Origin of the sequence: Primorskyibacter sp. S87 (genome assembly GCF_049801055.1) — a bacterium.
Classification (GTDB): domain Bacteria; phylum Pseudomonadota; class Alphaproteobacteria; order Rhodobacterales; family Rhodobacteraceae; genus JBNAGF01.
The window spans coordinates 609400-626274 of record NZ_JBNAGF010000001.1; the positions used below are offsets into that span (position 1 = coordinate 609400).

Annotated in this window: 18 protein-coding genes; 11 read left to right on the forward strand and 7 right to left on the reverse strand. The window is 61.4% G+C overall.

The features are described 5' to 3' along the window. Positions 1-7: 7 nt before the first annotated feature. On the forward strand, positions 8-919 hold the full coding sequence (locus tag ACP15U_RS03040) for an EamA family transporter (RefSeq protein WP_425043644.1): 912 nt from the start codon (positions 8-10) through the stop codon (positions 917-919). Between the two features lie 18 nt (positions 920-937). Here the strand turns inward: ACP15U_RS03040 and ACP15U_RS03045 are convergent, their stop codons facing one another. Then, entirely contained in the window at positions 938-1666 is a 729-nt protein-coding gene (locus ACP15U_RS03045; RefSeq protein WP_425043645.1) for an NUDIX hydrolase, read from the reverse strand. A gap of 48 nt (positions 1667-1714) precedes the next feature. Then, positions 1715-2095: a DUF983 domain-containing protein gene (locus ACP15U_RS03050; protein WP_425043734.1), complete on the reverse strand. Its 381-nt coding sequence runs from the start codon at positions 2093-2095 to the stop codon at positions 1715-1717. 294 nt (positions 2096-2389) lie between these two features. Between ACP15U_RS03050 and ACP15U_RS03055 the strand changes: the two genes are divergently transcribed. Genes ACP15U_RS03055 through ACP15U_RS03070 form a run of 4 tightly spaced genes read left to right on the forward strand, consistent with a single transcriptional unit; the run spans position 2390 to position 4366 of the window. Next, a complete protein-coding gene (locus ACP15U_RS03055) occupies positions 2390-2878 on the forward strand; it encodes an EF-hand domain-containing protein (protein WP_425043646.1) in 489 nt (162 codons plus the stop codon). 54 nt (positions 2879-2932) lie between these two features. Continuing rightward, positions 2933-3508, forward strand: coding sequence for an RNA polymerase sigma factor (locus ACP15U_RS03060; RefSeq protein WP_425043647.1), 576 nt, complete (start codon positions 2933-2935; stop codon positions 3506-3508). Positions 3509-3515: 7 nt separating this feature from the next. Continuing rightward, positions 3516-3881 (forward strand): hypothetical protein, encoded by a 366-nt coding sequence (locus tag ACP15U_RS03065; RefSeq protein WP_425043648.1) that lies wholly within the window; start codon positions 3516-3518, stop codon positions 3879-3881. Further along, positions 3881-4366: a periplasmic heavy metal sensor gene (locus ACP15U_RS03070; RefSeq protein ID WP_425043649.1), complete on the forward strand. Its 486-nt coding sequence runs from the start codon at positions 3881-3883 to the stop codon at positions 4364-4366. The genes ACP15U_RS03065 and ACP15U_RS03070 overlap by 1 nt, the downstream gene beginning before the upstream one ends. A 31-nt stretch (positions 4367-4397) precedes the next feature. On the opposite strand, the gene ACP15U_RS03075 is transcribed toward ACP15U_RS03070, so the two are convergent. Continuing rightward, positions 4398-5807 (reverse strand): diguanylate cyclase domain-containing protein, encoded by a 1410-nt coding sequence (locus ACP15U_RS03075; RefSeq protein ID WP_425043650.1) that lies wholly within the window; start codon positions 5805-5807, stop codon positions 4398-4400. A gap of 180 nt (positions 5808-5987) precedes the next feature. Beyond that, positions 5988-7277 carry a guanine deaminase gene (gene guaD / locus ACP15U_RS03080; RefSeq protein ID WP_425043651.1) on the reverse strand — a complete coding sequence of 430 codons (1290 nt, stop codon included), beginning with the start codon at positions 7275-7277 and terminating at the stop codon, positions 5988-5990. 139 nt (positions 7278-7416) lie between these two features. Between guaD and mgtE the strand changes: the two genes are divergently transcribed. Together mgtE and ACP15U_RS03090 are read left to right on the forward strand one after the other, a co-directional pair. Next, positions 7417-8814, forward strand: coding sequence for a magnesium transporter (gene mgtE, locus ACP15U_RS03085; RefSeq protein ID WP_425043652.1), 1398 nt, complete (start codon positions 7417-7419; stop codon positions 8812-8814). Next, complete coding sequence (locus tag ACP15U_RS03090) at positions 8811-9368, forward strand: 5-formyltetrahydrofolate cyclo-ligase (RefSeq protein ID WP_425043653.1); 558 nt, start codon at positions 8811-8813, stop codon at positions 9366-9368. Before mgtE ends, ACP15U_RS03090 begins: the two co-directional genes overlap by 4 nt. A gap of 27 nt (positions 9369-9395) precedes the next feature. Here the strand turns inward: ACP15U_RS03090 and ACP15U_RS03095 are convergent, their stop codons facing one another. Beyond that, on the reverse strand, positions 9396-9623 hold the full coding sequence (locus tag ACP15U_RS03095) for a DUF333 domain-containing protein (RefSeq protein WP_425043654.1): 228 nt from the start codon (positions 9621-9623) through the stop codon (positions 9396-9398). A gap of 86 nt (positions 9624-9709) precedes the next feature. Here ACP15U_RS03095 and ACP15U_RS03100 point away from each other — a divergent pair, with 86 nt between their 5' ends. The 4 genes from ACP15U_RS03100 (at position 9710) to ACP15U_RS03115 (ending at position 14260) form a co-directional block, all read left to right on the forward strand. Continuing rightward, complete coding sequence (locus ACP15U_RS03100; RefSeq protein ID WP_425043655.1) at positions 9710-10522, forward strand: TIGR00282 family metallophosphoesterase; 813 nt, start codon at positions 9710-9712, stop codon at positions 10520-10522. Beyond that, the gene (locus tag ACP15U_RS03105) at positions 10519-11472 is read left to right on the forward strand and encodes a DMT family transporter (protein WP_425043656.1); all 954 of its coding nucleotides are present in this window, start codon (positions 10519-10521) and stop codon (positions 11470-11472) included. Before ACP15U_RS03100 ends, ACP15U_RS03105 begins: the two co-directional genes overlap by 4 nt. A gap of 30 nt (positions 11473-11502) precedes the next feature. Then, positions 11503-13281: an SLC13 family permease gene (locus tag ACP15U_RS03110; protein ID WP_425043657.1), complete on the forward strand. Its 1779-nt coding sequence runs from the start codon at positions 11503-11505 to the stop codon at positions 13279-13281. A 304-nt stretch (positions 13282-13585) separates the two neighbouring features. Next, positions 13586-14260, forward strand: a complete 675-nt coding sequence (locus ACP15U_RS03115) for a YbaY family lipoprotein (protein WP_425043658.1) — start codon at positions 13586-13588, stop codon at positions 14258-14260. Between the two features lie 47 nt (positions 14261-14307). On the opposite strand, the gene ACP15U_RS03120 is transcribed toward ACP15U_RS03115, so the two are convergent. After that, positions 14308-15969, reverse strand: coding sequence for an FAD-binding dehydrogenase (locus tag ACP15U_RS03120; RefSeq protein WP_425043659.1), 1662 nt, complete (start codon positions 15967-15969; stop codon positions 14308-14310). Positions 15970-15991: 22 nt separating this feature from the next. Next, positions 15992-16867, reverse strand: a complete 876-nt coding sequence (locus ACP15U_RS03125) for a bile acid:sodium symporter family protein (RefSeq protein ID WP_425043660.1) — start codon at positions 16865-16867, stop codon at positions 15992-15994. Positions 16868-16875 lie beyond the last annotated feature (8 nt).

The following is a 16875-nucleotide window of genomic DNA, read 5'->3' on the forward strand; positions in this document are numbered from 1 at the left end:
AGGGGCCATGGCTATCGTAAGTTTGTGGATCCCGGTCACCGTCGCCGCCGCGTCGTTCCAGACGGTGCGCTTCATGTTGCAGAAAGTGCTGAGCAGCAGCACCCTTTCTCCGGCCGGGGCGACCTTTTCGCGTTTTGTCTATTCCGCTCCTCTGATTCTGGGCGCGCTGGCCGTCTACCTGATGGTTTCCGGCCGAAGCCTGCCAAGCCTGCCGGGGGCGTTCTGGGCCTTTGCCGCGATCGGGGGAACCGCTCAGATCCTTGCGACAGTTTGCGTCGTAGCCTTGTTCAAGCAACGCAATTTCGCGGTGGGCATCACCTTCAAGAAAACCGAAGTGATCCAGACCGCGATCGTCGGACTTGTCGTTCTGGGTGACCGGATCAGCGCGGCGGGCTGGTGTGCAATCCTGATCGGTCTGGCCGCGGTTCTGGTTTTGTCGAAGACCCCGCAAAGCGAGGGCCCGTGGTGGAAACACCTGACCAATCGGGCGGCCCAGCTCGGGCTCGGGTCCGGTGTGTTGTTTGCCTTTTCCGCAGTCAGTTACCGTGGGGCATCCCTGCAACTGGCGGAGGTCGAGCCGGTGTTTCGCGCGGCGGTCACGCTGGCAGCTGTCGTGTCGCTCCAGACAGTGTTCATGGCGGTCTGGCTGTTCTGGAAGGACCGCCCGCAGCTGGCCAAGGTCTGGGCCTCGCGCCGAGTGTCCGTCTGGGTCGGTTTGACCTCAATGGGCGGGTCGTTCTGCTGGTTTCTCGCCTTTACCCTGCAGAATGCGGCCTATGTCAAAGCGTTGGGGCAGGTTGAACTGATTCTGAGCCTGCTGGCCTCGGTCCTGTTCTTCAGGGAACGGGTTACTGCCCGCGAGATCGCGGGGATGGGTCTGCTGGCGGTCTCGATACTGGCGCTTGTGCTGGCGATCTGAGACGCGGCAGTCAGCGGCTCAGTCGTTTTCCGGCATTTCCATTCCGCGCAGACGCAGGAACAGGCTGGCCTCGTCATTGTTCTTGAAGAACGGAACCGATTGGGGCGGCGAGGGGTCGCGAACCCGTCCTTCGACCTCAGCCAGAACAACTTCGGTGATGAAGGGCAGGTCGAATCCGCGGGCTTCGCGCAGGGGAATCCACTGCAGGTGCGAGAGCTCTTCGCAGGCGTGGGTGAAATCATCGAGATCGCCGCAGATATGAGAGGCGTCGACCAGAAAGAAACGCGCATCGAAACGGCGCGGACGCCCCGGCGGGGTAATGGCCCGAAATACGAACTGCAAACCTCTGGCAGCGGGCAGATGGCCCGAGGTGGCAAAAGTAGCCCAGTCGGGCGGCGGTGCGGCCTGCCACTCGCCCGGGGTGCCGAGGATCAGCCCGGTTTCCTCCCACAGTTCGCGCACGGCAGCCACGGCAAGAGAGTGGCTGATGTCTGCTGCGGTATCCTCGCGCAGACGCTGCCGGCACAGATCCGTCATCAAAGAACCTAACGGCACATCCGCGTCTTCGGCATCGACAGCACCGCCGGGAAACACGAATTTGTTGGGCATGAAGGCTGCATTGGCCCCGCGCTGCCCCATCAGGATCGCGGGATCGTCATCGCGGTCGCGCAGTACGATAACTGTTGCGGCGTTGCGAATCGCAGTCTTGTCGATTGCGGGTTCACCGGTGCCGGTGTTGGTGCTCATGTCCGTGCTCATGTTCGTGACCGGGTTCCCTGCTATAGTGCGGAAGGGTCAGTCCGGTTTGTCGAACCCGTGCATTCGGCGCGACCACTGATAGGCGACGACCATTCCCTTCAATCTGGGCAGAAGGTAAAGCGACAGGCCGGCACAGCCAACCGCAAAGATGGTGAACAGCGTCAGTGGCTCGGGCCGCCATGCAACAAAAGTCACGTGCAGCAAAGGCGCCATCAGGTGTCCGACGATCAGGATGGTCAGATAGGCAGGTCCGTCATCAGCGCGATGATGGTGCAGCTCTTCGCGACACACACTGCACGTGTCATTGACCTTCAGATAGTTCTTGAGCATCGGGCCCGAACCGCAGTTCGGACACTTGCGGCGCCAACCGCGGGCCAGCGAAGGCCATACCGGACGGTCGTCGCCATGGTCATTCATCCTGGTCGCGGCAGAAGCCCCGGGAATCGGAGGCTGGGGCAGGGTCTGATCGGTCATCGCATCACCTTGGTTCCTAAGTCTGGCAATCTGGGGGCAAACCACGTTTGATCAAAGGGGACAGGTCCGCATTGCGGCGGCATGTCGCAAATCGCGCCTTAGACTGGTCCTCTTTTTTGGCGCCCCCCGGGTTTCGGTTTTTTTTCGACGGAAGTTCGTCCGCGCTCCGTTTGAAAGGCATGAAGACAGCGGCAGGTGGCCGTTGTGTGATGAACGAATGCCAAGGAAGGATATCCGATGAAACGAGCAGATCTTGTTGCCGGGCTGTTGGCCGTGACGATCGCGACAACCGGTGGTGCAGCATGGGCCTTTGGTCCCGGCAAAGGGGCGGGCATGCAGGGCAAGCGGATGAGCTTTGAAGAGCTTGATGCGGACGGCAATGGTGAAGTCACCAAATCCGAGATAGAGGCCCGGGCCAAGGCACGGTTCGACACGGCTGATACAGACGGGGACGGAAAGCTGACACTTGCGGAAATGCAGGCCGCCGCAGCGAAACGGGCGAGCGATCGGGCCGGCGAGAAGTTCAAGCGACTCGATGCTGATGGTGACGGCGCGGTGACTCTGGAAGAAATGCCCAGGCCCAAGCGAGGTGCGAAAATGTTCGAACGCTTTGACAAGGATGGAAACGGCGGTATCTCGAAAGAGGAATTCGAAGAGGCGCGGGCCGATATGCGAAAGCATGGCCGCAAGATGCGCCACGGTCACGGGAGCGCGGATCAGAACTGATGCGGCACGAATTGCCGGCTCGGTCTTTTTGGCATCTCCGGTCGGAGGGTGGGAATGACGCCTGATGGCAGTCAACCGGACGAGGACGCGTTGCTGGTGCTGTTTGCCAATGGTGACGACAACGCCGCGCGGGATCTGACCGCGCGGCTGGCCCCTCGGGCTCATTCGGTCGCCTACCGGGTTCTGGGAAACCGGGCTGAGGCGGAGGATGTGGTGCAGGAAGCGATGATGCGCTTGTGGCGGATGGCCCCTGACTGGCAACCGGGACGGGCGCGGGTATCGACTTGGCTATATCGCGTGGTTCTGAACCACTGTCTCGATCTGAGGCGTCGCGCGCGGACGGTTGGGATCGATACTGTAGCGGAACCTGAAGATCCTGCCCGGTCCGCACCTGAGAGGCTGCAGGACACAGCACGGCTGGATGCCTTGCAGGTGGCTCTGATGCAGTTGCCGGATCGCCAGCGGCAGGCCGTGGTCCTGCGGCACATCGAGGAACTGTCCAACCCCGAAATTGCCGGGATCATGGAAATAAGCGTAGAGGCCGTGGAAAGTCTGACCGCGCGTGGGAAACGGGCGCTCGCCGCCAATCTGGCGGGGCGGCGCGAGGAATTGGGATATGCCGATGGGTGAGCGACACATGAACGAAACGGAACTCGACGCGGTCCTGGCCGCTGCCCGGCAGGAAACGGAACCACTGCCGTCGGGACTGCAGGCAAGAATTCTTGCAGATGCTGCTACGGTTCAGGCCGAGCTGTTCGACCGGTCAGGGGGCAAGGGTAGAGGACAAGACAACCAGCTGTCGCCCCTGCAGCAACTGGCTGCGGCTCTGGGGGGCTGGCCGGCGATGGGCGGGTTGGCGACGGCTGGTGCAGCAGGGCTCTGGGTTGGTCTTGCACCGCCGGCTTTCGTGCCGGATCCGGTTGATATGGTTCTGGCGCAAAGCGAAGTCGAAGAGCTTTATTTCGGGACAGAGTTGACCGGATTCCTTGGGGAGGGGAGCTGATGCAGGATGTATCGGGTGCAAAACCGCCGCGTATGCGGCTGTGGCTGCGGATTCTGCTCGGGGTTTCGCTTGCCCTGAATCTGGCGGTGATCGGCCTTGCCGTCGGTGCGATGCTGCGACTGGGCGGACCGCATGGCTTCAGGCCGCCGCCGCGCAGCGCAAGTACTTTCCTGTTTCGCGAATTGCCCGACGACCATCGCGCGGCTTTGTGGGAAGAGGCCCGGTCCACGCATAGAAAACACTCTGGACGAAGCGGCACGCAGGTTAAAGCGGTGATCGAAATGTTGCGTCAGGATTCGTTCGATGCCGAAGCCCTGCGCGAGACGGCGCGCGCGCAATCCGCCGCCCGGCAGCGGGGGTTCCTCGAGTTGCAGGAGATCTGGATAGAGCGTGTCGCTGCCATGACCGCCGAGGAACGGGTCGCATATGCCGCTCGGCTAGAGCAAGCATTGGCGCGAAAGTGGAAACACCGGCGCGACAACTGAGAATTTTATAATGCTGCTTTTGGGGCTGCTGTCAGGCCGCGCTACGATCCAGCGTGACTTGATTGCGACCGGCGCTCTTGGCGCGATAGAGCGCCCGGTCAGCCTGAGAAACCAGCCTTGATACGGCATCTTCCTGAGCTTTGCCGCAGCATGGCGGGTGGGTCACGACAACGCCAATGCTGGTGGTGACGGGTACCGGGTCCAACTGACCTGTGATCCGGAACGGCGTCCCGTTGATGCAGCGGCAGAGCGCATGGGCGGCCGCACGTGCGCTATCCCGTGTCGCTCCGGGCATGACGATCATGAACTCCTCGCCTCCGACGCGGGCGATCATGTCGGCTGGGCCAAGGCCGGCGCGAAGCCTGTGGGCGGCTTCGGTCAGCACGGCGTCGCCGGCAGGATGCCCGAACCGGTCGTTGATGCGCTTGAAGTGATCGAGATCGACCAGCATCACGGCAAGGCCTTCACCTTGTTCTGCGGTTTTGCGCGCGATGCGAGAAAGTTGTGGCAATGCAAAGCGGCGGTTGTGCAATCCGGTCATCGGATCAAGATGCGATGCGCGCAGATCGTCACGGACCTGATCCCGAAGGTGATCGGTTTTTGCCTTTTGTCTGAGCTGTGCTGTCAGTCGAAGCGCCAGCTCATCGACGCAGAAGTTACGGGTCATCACGTCATGGGCGCCGCGGTCAAGAGCGTCGGCCGCCAGATAAGGGTCTGCCGGGTTGGGCACCGCGATCACCGCTGAATGCCTCGTTGCGCTGCGCGCCCGTAGATCTGCAATCAACCGCAATGCAGCGTCATCGCGCCGGTCAGGCAGTTCGATGACGATGGCATCGGGGACGGGTTCGCTCATCAGCGGTTGAATGTCGCCAGTCTGAAGGGTCAACAGGTCATGCGGCAACCGGGAGCGCAACCGCGCCCGCCATACAGCGCCGGTGGCGGCGGAACGCGTCACCAGAGCGACCCGCGCGGGTGGCATCGGGAATGTGACCGGCGCGACGAATTCCGACGGAGATTCGGAAAACCCGGAAAATCCGCCGCTGTTTCGGTGGCTCAGATCCTCGACCCCGGAACGGACCCGGATCAGGCTGCGGATCCGGGCCTGCAGGATGGTATCGTCCAGCGGTTGGCTGAGCACGTCATCGACGCCGGCCTCCAGTGCGCGAAGCCGCGTGGCCCGGTCGTTTTGTGGCGTAATGGCTATGATCGGAACGCCGGCGCTTGCCTCGTCCTGCATCAACAGCCGTCTAAGATCTGTCGCATCGCCGTCGGGCAGAGCGAAGCTTGTGACGATGAGATCCGGCCGGCAGCGCCGCACCAGCGGCAGGATACCATCAAGACTGTCGCTTTGGACCACGTGATACCACGCCGCGGACAGCTGAACTTTCAGCATGATCCGGTTGGTCGCCACCGCATCTAGGATCAAAATGGTTCCCTGCACCGTTTCCGCCTTTCAAGACGCTTTGCAAACTTCCTTCCCGAACTGTCGGGCAGCTTGGTTAAAGCGCCGTTAATCAACGGCGGAGAGCGAGAGATTTCCGCTCTCCCTATGCAGCGTCAGGGGATCCCGAGGCGCTATCTGCGGGGCAGGGTGCCGGGCGCGGCAGATCGCTGAATGGTTTCAGAACGAGACTTGCCGACCTGCGATCCAGACTTCGGTTACGGCGCGGTCGTCACCCATCATGATGGTCGGGAACACGGCTTCCCACAGGTCTTTGGCAACTGCGGATCGCTGGGCAATAGCCGGGGTCGAGGCCAGATCGAGAACCACGAGGTCGGCTTCCATGCCCGGTGCGATGTTGCCGATCTTGTCGTCCATTCGCAGCGACCGAGCTGATCCCAGGGTGGCCAACCACAACAGCTGTGCCGAATGCAACGGAACACCGCGCAACTGGCCGATCTCATAGGCCGCCGCCATAGTGCGCAGCATCGAGAAACTGGATCCGCCGCCGGTATCGGTTGCCAGACCAATACGCTGTCCTTCGGCCATCAGGCCGGCCATATCGAACAGGCCGGAGCCGATGAAAGTATTGGAGGTTGGGCAATGCACGAGCGAGGCATCGACTTCGCGCAGCCGGTCCCGTTCGCGCGGCTCAAGATGAATCGCATGGCCATAAAGACCGCCGGCACCCAGAAGCCCGAACTGTTCGTAAGTATCCAGATAGTCCCGGGCATCGGGGAACAACCCCTTGACCCATTCGATCTCGTCTGTCTGCTCACTCAGGTGGGTTTGCATCAGGCAGCCCGGATTCTCGGACCAGAGCGCGCCCATTGCTTCAAGCTGCTCCGGGGTCGAGGTCGGAGAGAAACGAGGTGTGATCGCATACGAGATCCGGTCCACTCCGTGCCAGCGCTGCAGCAGCGCCGCCGACTGGTCATAACCCGTTTGCGCGGTGTCACGCAGCCCTTCGGGGGCGTTGCGGTCCATGCAGGTTTTACCTGCAACCACACGCTGCCCGCGCGACTGAGCGGCCTCAAAGAACGCATCGACGCTTTCGGGATGGATGGTTGCAAAGCTGCACATGGTGGTCGTGCCATGCGCGGCAGTCAGGTCCAGATACCGGTTGGAGATCTCGGCCGCATATTCCGGCGATGCGAATTTCATTTCTTCGGGGAACGTGTAGCTGTTCAGCCAATCGATCAGCCGTTTGCCCCAGCTGGCGATCATCGCGGTTTGCGGATAATGCACATGGGCATCGACAAATCCCGCCATGATAAGCTTGCCGGGGTGATCGACGCGTGCTGCCTGCGGGAATTGCGCGGTCAGATCGTCCCGTGTGCCCACGGCCGCGACGCGACCATGCTCAAGCGCGACAGCTTCATGCATGCGAACCGATTCCGTAGGATCCCCGTCAAAGGGGGAACCGTCAAAGGTCAGGACATCGCCTGTCAGGATCGTAACATCAGCCATTCGCATGTCTCCTCTCATGGATTTCGAGCCGCAGGCCAGAATATACATGCGGGTTGGCCCGGTAAATTGCGCTATTGTCATTGTTTTTCAGTAGCAGCTTCTTCTATTTTGCGCCAAACACCGAAGCGGGGGGCAGATAATGGACGGCGATCAGATCACCAGAGGCACACCGTCTTCCGGATCCCGCGATGAGGATTATCTCCTTGATCCCAAGACGATTGCTGCAATTCTTTATGCGGTCGAAGTGGATGAGCGCGAGCAGCTGCTTGAGCTCATGGACCCGTTGCACCCGGCGGATATTGCCGACCTGCTGGAGCAGATCAATACATATGACCGCGCGCGCCTGATCCGCCTCTATGACCGGGAGTTCGACGGCGATATCCTGTCGGAACTCGACGAAAGCCTGCGGGAAGAGGTCCTGAATGTGCTTTCGCCACAGGTTCTGGCCGAAGCGGTTCGGGAACTGGAAAGCGATGATGTCGTGGATCTGGTCGAGGATCTCGACGAACCACAGCAGGAAGCCATCCTTGACGCGCTCGAGGAATCCGAGCGGGTCGCGGTCCAGCAGGCTCTGACCTACCCCGAGGGGTCAGCCGGCCGCCTGATGCAGCGAGAGGTCGCGGTTGCGCCCGAACACTGGACGGTTGGACGGGCCATCGATTACATGCGCGCCTCGGAAGATTTGCCAGAGCAGTTTTATCACCTCTTCCTCGTGGACCCGCGCATGCATCCGGTCGGACAGGTTGCCCTGGGAACGCTGATGGGAACAAAACGCGATGTGCAGCTGCGCGATATCGCGGAAGAAGAGTTCCAGACGATCCCTGTCGAGCAGGACGAAGAGGACGTCGCTTATGCCTTTAACCAGTACCACCTGATATCGGCCCCGGTGGTTGATCCAGACGGCCGGCTGGTTGGGATGATCACTATTGATGACGCCATGGTGGTGCTTGACGAAGAGCACGAAGAGGACATCCTGCGCCTTGCCGGGGTAAGCGACGAAAGCTCCTTGTCGGATAGCGTCGCGGCCACGTCGAAAAGGCGTCTGCCGTGGCTGGCGGTGAACCTCGTCTCGGCGATCTGTGCCTCGCTGGTGATTTCACAATTCGAGGCGACGATCTCTCAGTTGGTGTCGCTGGCGATCCTGATGCCCATCGTTGCGTCTATGGGGGGCAATGCAGGAACCCAGTCACTGACAATTGCGGTGCGGTCGCTGGCAACCAAGGACCTTACCGGTGCGAATATCTGGCGGGTGATCCGTCGCGAGCTTCTGGTAGGGCTGCTCAACGGGGTCAGTTTTGCAATCGTGCTGGGGATTGTCGGGATGCTCTGGTTCCACTCGCCCATGCTGGGTGTGGTGATCGGGTCGGCGTTGGTCGTGAACATGATTATTGCCGGTTTCGCGGGAACGGTGGTGCCGATTGCGCTGGACAGGATCGGTATAGACCCGGCGCTGGCATCGGGCACCTTTGTGACGACCACAACCGATGTCATGGGGTTCTTCATCTTTCTTGGATTGGCGTCGGTGGTGTTGCTGTGACGGATCTTTCGGAAATCAAGGCACAGGCACGCAAGGCTGCGTTCGCCCGCCGCAAAGCCGCGTTCGAAACATGCCGGCCAGGCGCAGCAGGGCGGCTGTCAGAGATATTGGCCGGCCATCGCGGGGTTTCGCTGGCGGGATATGTGCCAATCCGGACCGAAATCGATCCGCTTCCCGCCATGGCAGAAGCCTCTGCCTATGGCCCGGTGAGTGTGCCGGTCATACAGGGTGCGGGCCTGCCCCTGAAGTTTTCCCGCTGGGAGCCGGGCCTGCCCATGCGCGAAGGGCCATTCGGGGCAAGCGTTCCCGAAGTGGACGACTTCTTCGAACCTGAAATACTGATCGTGCCGCTGGTGGCCTTTGACAGCAACGGGGGGCGGCTGGGTTATGGCGGCGGGTTCTACGACCGGACGCTTGAACTCCTGCGGGCGCGCCGGGCGACGCTGGCCATCGGGTTCGCGTTTGATGCGCAGGAGGCAGAGAACCTGCCATTGGAGCCCACGGATCAGACGCTCGACATGCTGGTCACGGAAACCCGTGTGCTCAGTTTCTGACGCACCGCGCAGTCAAACCTTTCGCGCTCAGTCCGGGTTGCTGTCGCGGAAATACTGCCATGCGTCGACCTCGGTTCCATCCGCAAGAACGCAGATCCCGACCTGTCCGTCATTGCCTTCGCGAATGTCGTATCGGCCGCCGTTTTCGATGCAGAAAGTGGCCGCGGGATTTGCCGTTTGCGGTCTCTGATCCGGCTGCGGGGAACAGGCGACCATGAGGGAAAGACTGACGCAGGGGATCAAAAAACGGGTCACAACAGGCTCCTGAAAGGTGATCACGGGTTTTCTCTCGCCATCCTATTCACTTGCGCTTGTCGAATGCCAGACTTAGGAGCAACCCTATGAGGATTTTGTTTCTTGGAGATATCATGGGCCGGGCCGGACGCTCGGCGGTTCAAACCCATCTTCCGCGCCTGCGCGATGAGTGGCGGTTGGATTTCGTAGTGATCAACGGCGAAAATGCCAGCAATGGCATGGGGCTGACGGGCGCGCATGCCCGGCTTCTGCTCGAGGCTGGTGCGGATTGCGTGACACTGGGCGACCACGCCTTTGACCAGAAGGACATGCTGCAGTTCATCGAGAGTGAGCCCCGCATCATCCGGCCGATCAATTTCGCCAAGGGGGCTCCGGGCAAGGGATACCGCCTGTTTGATGCGCCCGGAGGACGCAAGGTGCTTGTGGCTCAGGTGCTCGGGCAAGTCTTCATGAAACGCCCCTTTGACGATCCGTTCTCCGCCATCGAGCCAGTGCTCAAGTCTCACCCGCGGGGCGGACTTGCCGACGCAGTGATTGTCGATATGCATTGCGAAGCAACGTCCGAAAAGATGGCAATGGGCCACTTTTGCGACGGCAGGGCAAGCCTTGTTGTCGGCACGCACACGCATGTTCCGACCGCCGATGCACAGGTTCTGCAGGGAGGCACGGGCTATTTGACCGATGCCGGTATGTGTGGCGACTACGACTCGGTGATCGGGATGGAAAAGATGGAACCCATGCGCCGGTTCATCACTGGCATGCCGAAATCCCGGTTTACCCCCGCAGTCGGTGAGGCAACCTTGTCGGGAGTATTTGTCGAAACCGATGATCGGGGCGGGACGGCCAAGTCTGTCTGCATGGTCCGGGTCGGCGGACGGTTGCAGCAATCGGGGCCGTGACCCGGCGCACGCTCTGGGCTTATGGCCTGTTTCTCGTGATCCTTGGCATGGGGTGGGGGCTGACCCAGCCGCTGGCCAAGTTGGCCGTCAGCACCGGGCATGGCCCGATCGGCCTTATTTTCTGGCAAATGGTGATCGGAGCGATCGTGCTGGGCCTTGTATCGCTTGTGCGGGGCAAGGGAGTGCCGTGGACACCGGCTGCGCTGCTGTCATCCATCCTCATAGCGCTGATCGGGACGGTGATCCCCAATTCGGCCTCCTACACGGCTATTGCTTATCTGCCGTCGGGAGTGATCTCGATCCTGCTGTCGCTGGTTCCGATGATGGCCTTTCCCATTGCGCTCGGCCTTGGGCTTGAACGATTCTCGCCCCGGCGCCTGGCCGGGCTCGCGATTGGGCTAACCGGGGTGATGCTGCTGGTGCTGCCCGAAGCAAGCCTGCCGGATCGTGCCATGCTGGCATGGATCCCCTTGGCGCTGTTGGCGCCGCTCTGTTACGCGTTTGAAGGCAATTACGTGGCGCGCTGGGGCACCGGCGGTCTCGACCCGATCCAGACGCTCTTCGGAGCCTCTTTGGCAGGGGCGGCGATCTCCCTGCCGCTTGCAATCTTCAGCGACCAGTTCATTTCGCCGCTCAGGCCGTGGGAAATCGCCGAATGGGCGCTGGTTGCCTCTTCGCTGATTCATGCCGTGGTCTATACCGGATACGTCTGGCTGGTTGGGCGGGCTGGCCCGGTCTTTGCAGTGCAGGTGAGTTATCTCGTCACAGGGTTCGGCGTGATCTTTGCGATGCTGCTGCTTGGCGAGCGATATTCGCCCTTTATCTGGCTTGCCATGATGCTGGTGCTGGCTGGCGTGTTCCTTGTGCAGCCGAAACGCCGGGCGGCAACGGATGAGCGACTTGCCCCTGCGGCAGCAATCGGGGAAACTGGGGATCAGGCTGAACAATAGCCGGTCAGAACGGGCAGACAGAACAACCGAATGGATATTCTCTCTCTGAGTGATACCGGCAGCGCGGTCTTGTCGCTGGTCATTGTCGCGGGCATGTTCGTCATGTTCCTACGCGAAGCCTATCCGACCGAGGTGGTGGCCATAGCCGGCGTCGCCCTGATGCTGCTGACAGGAATTCTGCCGTATCAGGCCGCGCTGACCGTGCTGTCTAACCCCGCGCCGTGGACCATCGCGGCCATGTTTATCATCATGGGGGCACTGGTGCGCACCGGGGCGCTCGACGCGTTCACTACCTTGGCGCAGAAAAACGCCGAACATAAACCGCGTATGGCAATCGGTCTGTTGATGGCCTTCGTGGTCATCGCCTCGGCATTCGTCTCCAACACGCCAGTGGTGGTGGTGATGATCCCGGTGTTCATCCAACTGGCGCGCACGCTGGATGTTTCGGCGTCAAAACTACTGATCCCGCTCAGCTATGCCGCCATTCTGGGGGGCACACTGACCCTGATCGGAACCTCCACCAACCTGCTTGTGGACGGTGTGGCCCGGGCACAGGGTTTGAAACCATTCACAATCTTCGAGGTTACACCACTGGGCCTGGCGCTTGTGGCCTGGGGCATCATCTATCTGCGCCTTGTTGGTCCGCGTCTGCTACCCGATCGCGACAGTATGGCGACGCTGCTGTCGGACCGGTCGAAAATGAAATTCTTTACCGAGGCGGTAATACCACCGGAATCCAACCTGATCGGGCGCGAGGTGACCGGCGTTCAGCTGTTCAAGCGCGATGGTGTCAGGCTGATCGACGTGATCCGGGGTGACGCCTCGCTGCGGCGCAATCTCAAGGGTGTCGAGTTGCAGGTTGGTGACCGGATCGTGCTGCGAACCCGCATGACCGAGTTGCTGAGCTTGCAGCGCAACAAGGAACTCAAGCGTGTCGATCAGGTCTCGGCTGTCGAAACCTCGACGGTCGAGGTACTTATTACGCCGGGGTGCAAACTGGTCGGGCGGCGCCTTGGCGACACGCGCCTGCGCCGGAGATACGGGATCTATGTTCTGGCCGTTCACCGCCGGAACCAGAATATTGGTCGCCAGCTTGACGATCTGGTTGTGCGGGTGGGTGACACGCTGCTGCTCGAAGGCGCTCCGGCGGATATCCAGCGGTTGGCCAGCGACATGGACATGGTCGATGTTTCGCAACCTTCGGTGCGGGCTTATCGGCGCAGCCATGCACCGATTGCCATTGCCGCGCTGGTGGGAATCGTGGCCCTTGCGGCGATTGGCGTCGCGCCGATCCTGCTGCTCTCGGTGGTCGCGGTAGCCCTGGTACTGATGACCCGCTGCATCGACGCGGACGAGGCGTTTTCCTTTGTCGATGGACGGCTGCTGGCGCTGATCTTCTCGATGCTGGCCATTGGCGCCGCCCTTCAAAGCTCGGGCGCCGTGACCATGATCGTCGATGCGATCGCCCCGGGACTCCGCATGGTTCCGCCATTCCTTGTCGTCTGGGCGGTCTATCTGCTGACCTCCGTTCTGACCGAGCTCGTTTCCAACAATGCCGTGGCCGTCGTGGTCACCCCGATCGCCATCGGGCTGGCCGAGGCGATGGGGATCGATCCGCGCCCGCTGGTGGTGGCGGTGATGGTCGCGGCCTCTGCTTCCTTCGCCACACCGATCGGTTACCAGACCAACATGCTGGTCTATGGCCCGGGCGGATACCGGTTCACCGATTTCATGCGCGTGGGCATTCCGCTTAACCTGTCGGTCGGCTTGCTGGCGTCAGCCCTGATCCCGTTCATCTGGCCGCTCTGATCCCCGCAATACACTCCACCTCCTTTCATCTTTTCGGAAGTACTCCGGGGGAGGCGCGCGCAGCGCGACGGGGGCAGAGCCCCCATCCGTCCTTTTCTCAAGACGCCGCGTCAGCCGGCGGAAACCCGCGGTATTTCGCAGGCTTGACTTGAACCGCGCAGATCTGTTCCGATCTCTTGTGCGAACAGATACTTGCAAAGAGGACTGCACCGTCATGGGATACGGAAATCTTGACATGAAACAGCTGGGGAAACGGGTCGCAGTTGCGGCACTGACAGCTTCCCAATTGTGCGGAGGAGCACTAATGGCAGGCACCGTTTCAGGAACTGTGACGTATCTGGAGCGGATCGCTGTTCCGCCCGGAGCGGTGCTCGAAGTGCAGCTGCAAGACGTGTCGCGAGCCGATGCACCATCGGTGACACTGGCCAGCCAGCGCTGGGCGCTGTCCGGTGTTCCGATACCTTTCTCGCTGACCTATGATGACGCTCTGATCGACGAACGGATGCGCTACAATGTTCAAGCCGCAATCTGGGTCGGGGATGAGCGCAGGTATCTTACGACCTCTGCCTACCCGGTACTGACCCACGATGCGCCGGCTCAGGTCGACGTGGTGGTCGATCGGATCTCGAAATCGGCAGCGACGACGCTGGAAAACTCCGGTTGGCGGGTGACCGAGATCGGCGGAAAACCAATCGAAGGTGAACAGCCTTCCGAGATCCACTTTGCCGAAGGCGGTGCGTTCGGCGCGCTTGGTGGCTGCAACCGGTTCCGGGGCAAAGCAGAGATCTCTGCCGGCGCTCTCTCGTTCCCTGACAACATGGCCGGAACGCTGATGGCCTGTCCGCCGCCTCTGGACGAGCAGGAACAAACGTTCCTCAAGGTTTTGGGCGATGTTGCAGGATACCAAAGGGACGGCAGCAATCTGCAGCTTCTGAACGCGGAAGGCGAGACTGTGCTCAGGCTGATCCTGTTGCCATAAATTGCGCCCGGTCTGGCATCCGGTCAGGCCGGGTCTTTGTGCTCGGGTCAGGCAATGGCGCGGCTTCGGCCGGCATTGCGTCCGGAAAAAATGCACCCGCCCAGGAATGTGCCTTCGAGCGCGTTGTATCCGTGATACCCCCCGCCGCCGAACCCGGCGACTTCTCCGGCGGCGAACAGGCCTGGCACCACGGTCCCGTCGGGGTCGAGCATCTGGCTGTCGAGATTGGTGTGCAGCCCGCCCAGAGTCTTGCGGGTCAGCACGTGCAGCTTGACCGCGATCAGCGGGCCGTTGGCAGGATCGAGAAACTTGTGCGGTTTTGCTGTGCGGATCAGCCGGTCGCCGCGATAATTCCGGGCCGCATGGATAGCCATTAACTGGGCGTCCTTGGTGAACGGGTTGTCCACCTGCGAGTCGCGCGCCTCGATCTGTTCGCGCAGGCGAGCTTCGTCGATCAGGCCATTGCCGATCTGGTTCATGCCACGCACCAGATCGCCGAGTGTATTGGCGACAACGAAATCCTCGCCCTTTTCCTTGAAGGCTTCGACCGGTGCCGTCGCATCTTTTCCGGACAGAATGCGCTGCCGGATCACCTCGGCCCATTTGCCTGAGGTGAAATCGGGGTTCTGTTCCGACCCTGATAGGGCGAACTCCTTCTTGATCACTTTCTGGGTCAGCACGAACCAGCTGTATTCATGTCCGGTCTTCAGGATCTCACGCAGAGTGGTCAGGGTGTCGAAACCCGGCAGGCACGGCGGTTCGAGCCGGTTTCCGTCGGCATCGAACCACATTGACGATGGCCCCGGCAGGATACGGATACCGTGATTGGGCCAGATTGGATCCCAGTTGCGCACGCCTTCGGTATAGTGCCACATCCGATCGCCGTTGATGACATGCCCTCCGGCGCGTTCCGAGATCGGTATCATCCGCCCGTCGACATGGAACGGCACGCCCGCGACCATGTCCTGCGGCGGCTCGCCCAGCCGGTCGCGCGGCCAGGCCTTGCGCACCAGATCGAGGTTTCCGCCGATCCCGCCCGAGGTTACGATCACCGAGGGGGCATAGACCTCGAACTCGCCAACCTCCTCACGGTTGGTGCGGGCGCCTTGCGGAGCTTCGTCACTGGCCAGAATCTCGCCTGACACGCCGTGGGCGGCGCCGTTGACCATGATGATATGGCTGACCTGATGGCGGAAACGGAGCTCGACCAGCCCGGCCCGCTGATGCGCCTGCACCCGGCGCACGAAATGCTCGATCACGCCCGGGCCCGTACCCCAGGTGATGTGGAAGCGCGGCACCGAGTTACCATGCCCATCGGCATAGGATCCGCCACGTTCCGCCCAACCGACAACGGGAAACCAGCGTAGTCCCATCTCGTGCAGCCAGGGACGCATTTCTCCGGCGGCAAATTCGATATAGGCGTGGGCCCACTTGCGCGGCCAGTCATCTTCGGGCCGGTCGAACTGGGCGCTGCCCATCCAGTCGCGCAAGGCCAGCTCGCGGCTGTCGCGAATGCCCATCCGTCGCTGTTCGGGCGTGTCGATCATGAACAGGCCGCCGAGCGACCAGAAGGCCTGACCGCCCAAGAAATGGGCCGGTTCCTGATCCAGCAGGATGACTTTCTTGCCGCGGTCGCCCAGTTCTGCCGCAGCTACCAATCCGGCCAGACCAGCCCCGACGATGACGGCATCTGCTGAGTTCTGGGGCATGATCGTGATCCTCTTTCGGGTTTCATGGACGGCTGCGGAACCACCACAGGAACGGCAACGCCACGGCATACATGGTGATGCCGTAGACGGCCGAGGGAAGGGCGAGCGTGCTGAAGCCCTCGGTCACACCGGTGATCAGCCCTGCAAGCGTGATCCCCAACGTAGAGTTCTGGATGCCTGTCTCAATGGAAATCGTCTTGGCTTCGGGCCATGTCAGCCCGGCCAGATGTGCCAGTCCGAGCCCGATCAGCAACAGAACGAGGTTCAGGGCAATCAGGGCTGGTCCCATGCTGGCAAGATTGTCAACGAACAGCTGCCAGTTGCCGGCAAGGGCCGCCAGAACGATGAGCACAAAAAGGATCGTGGCCAGCACCGAAAGCGGTCGTTCGATCGCCATAGCAGCGCCCCTGAAAAAACGGCGCAAGGTCACGCCCAAGGCGACAGGCAATGTGGTCAGCAGAAACATGGCAATGGCCAGTTCAGTCACCGAAACCTCGGGGGCGTTTTCCCCCATGAAATGCACAACCGACCATGCAGCGAGAATGGGAACCGTGAACAGCGACAATAGGCTGATGATAGCGGTTAGTGACACCGACAGTGCCACGTCCCCCTGCGCCAGTTTCGACAGGATGTTGCTGGTCACACCGCCGGGACAGAGGGCCAGCAACATGATTCCGACGCTGATCTCGGGGGGCAGGCCGGCAACCGAGACGATGACAAACGCCGTCAGCGGCAGCAGGATCACCTGACTCAGAGCGCCGATGACAAAAGGCAGGCCACGCCGGGCCACGCGTTTAAAGTCGGCCACCTCCAGTTCGACGCCCAGCGACAGCATGATGATCGCCAGCGAGACCGGCAGGCCTACGTTAACTAGGAAATCCAGAACAACTCCTCCCAAAGCTGTCT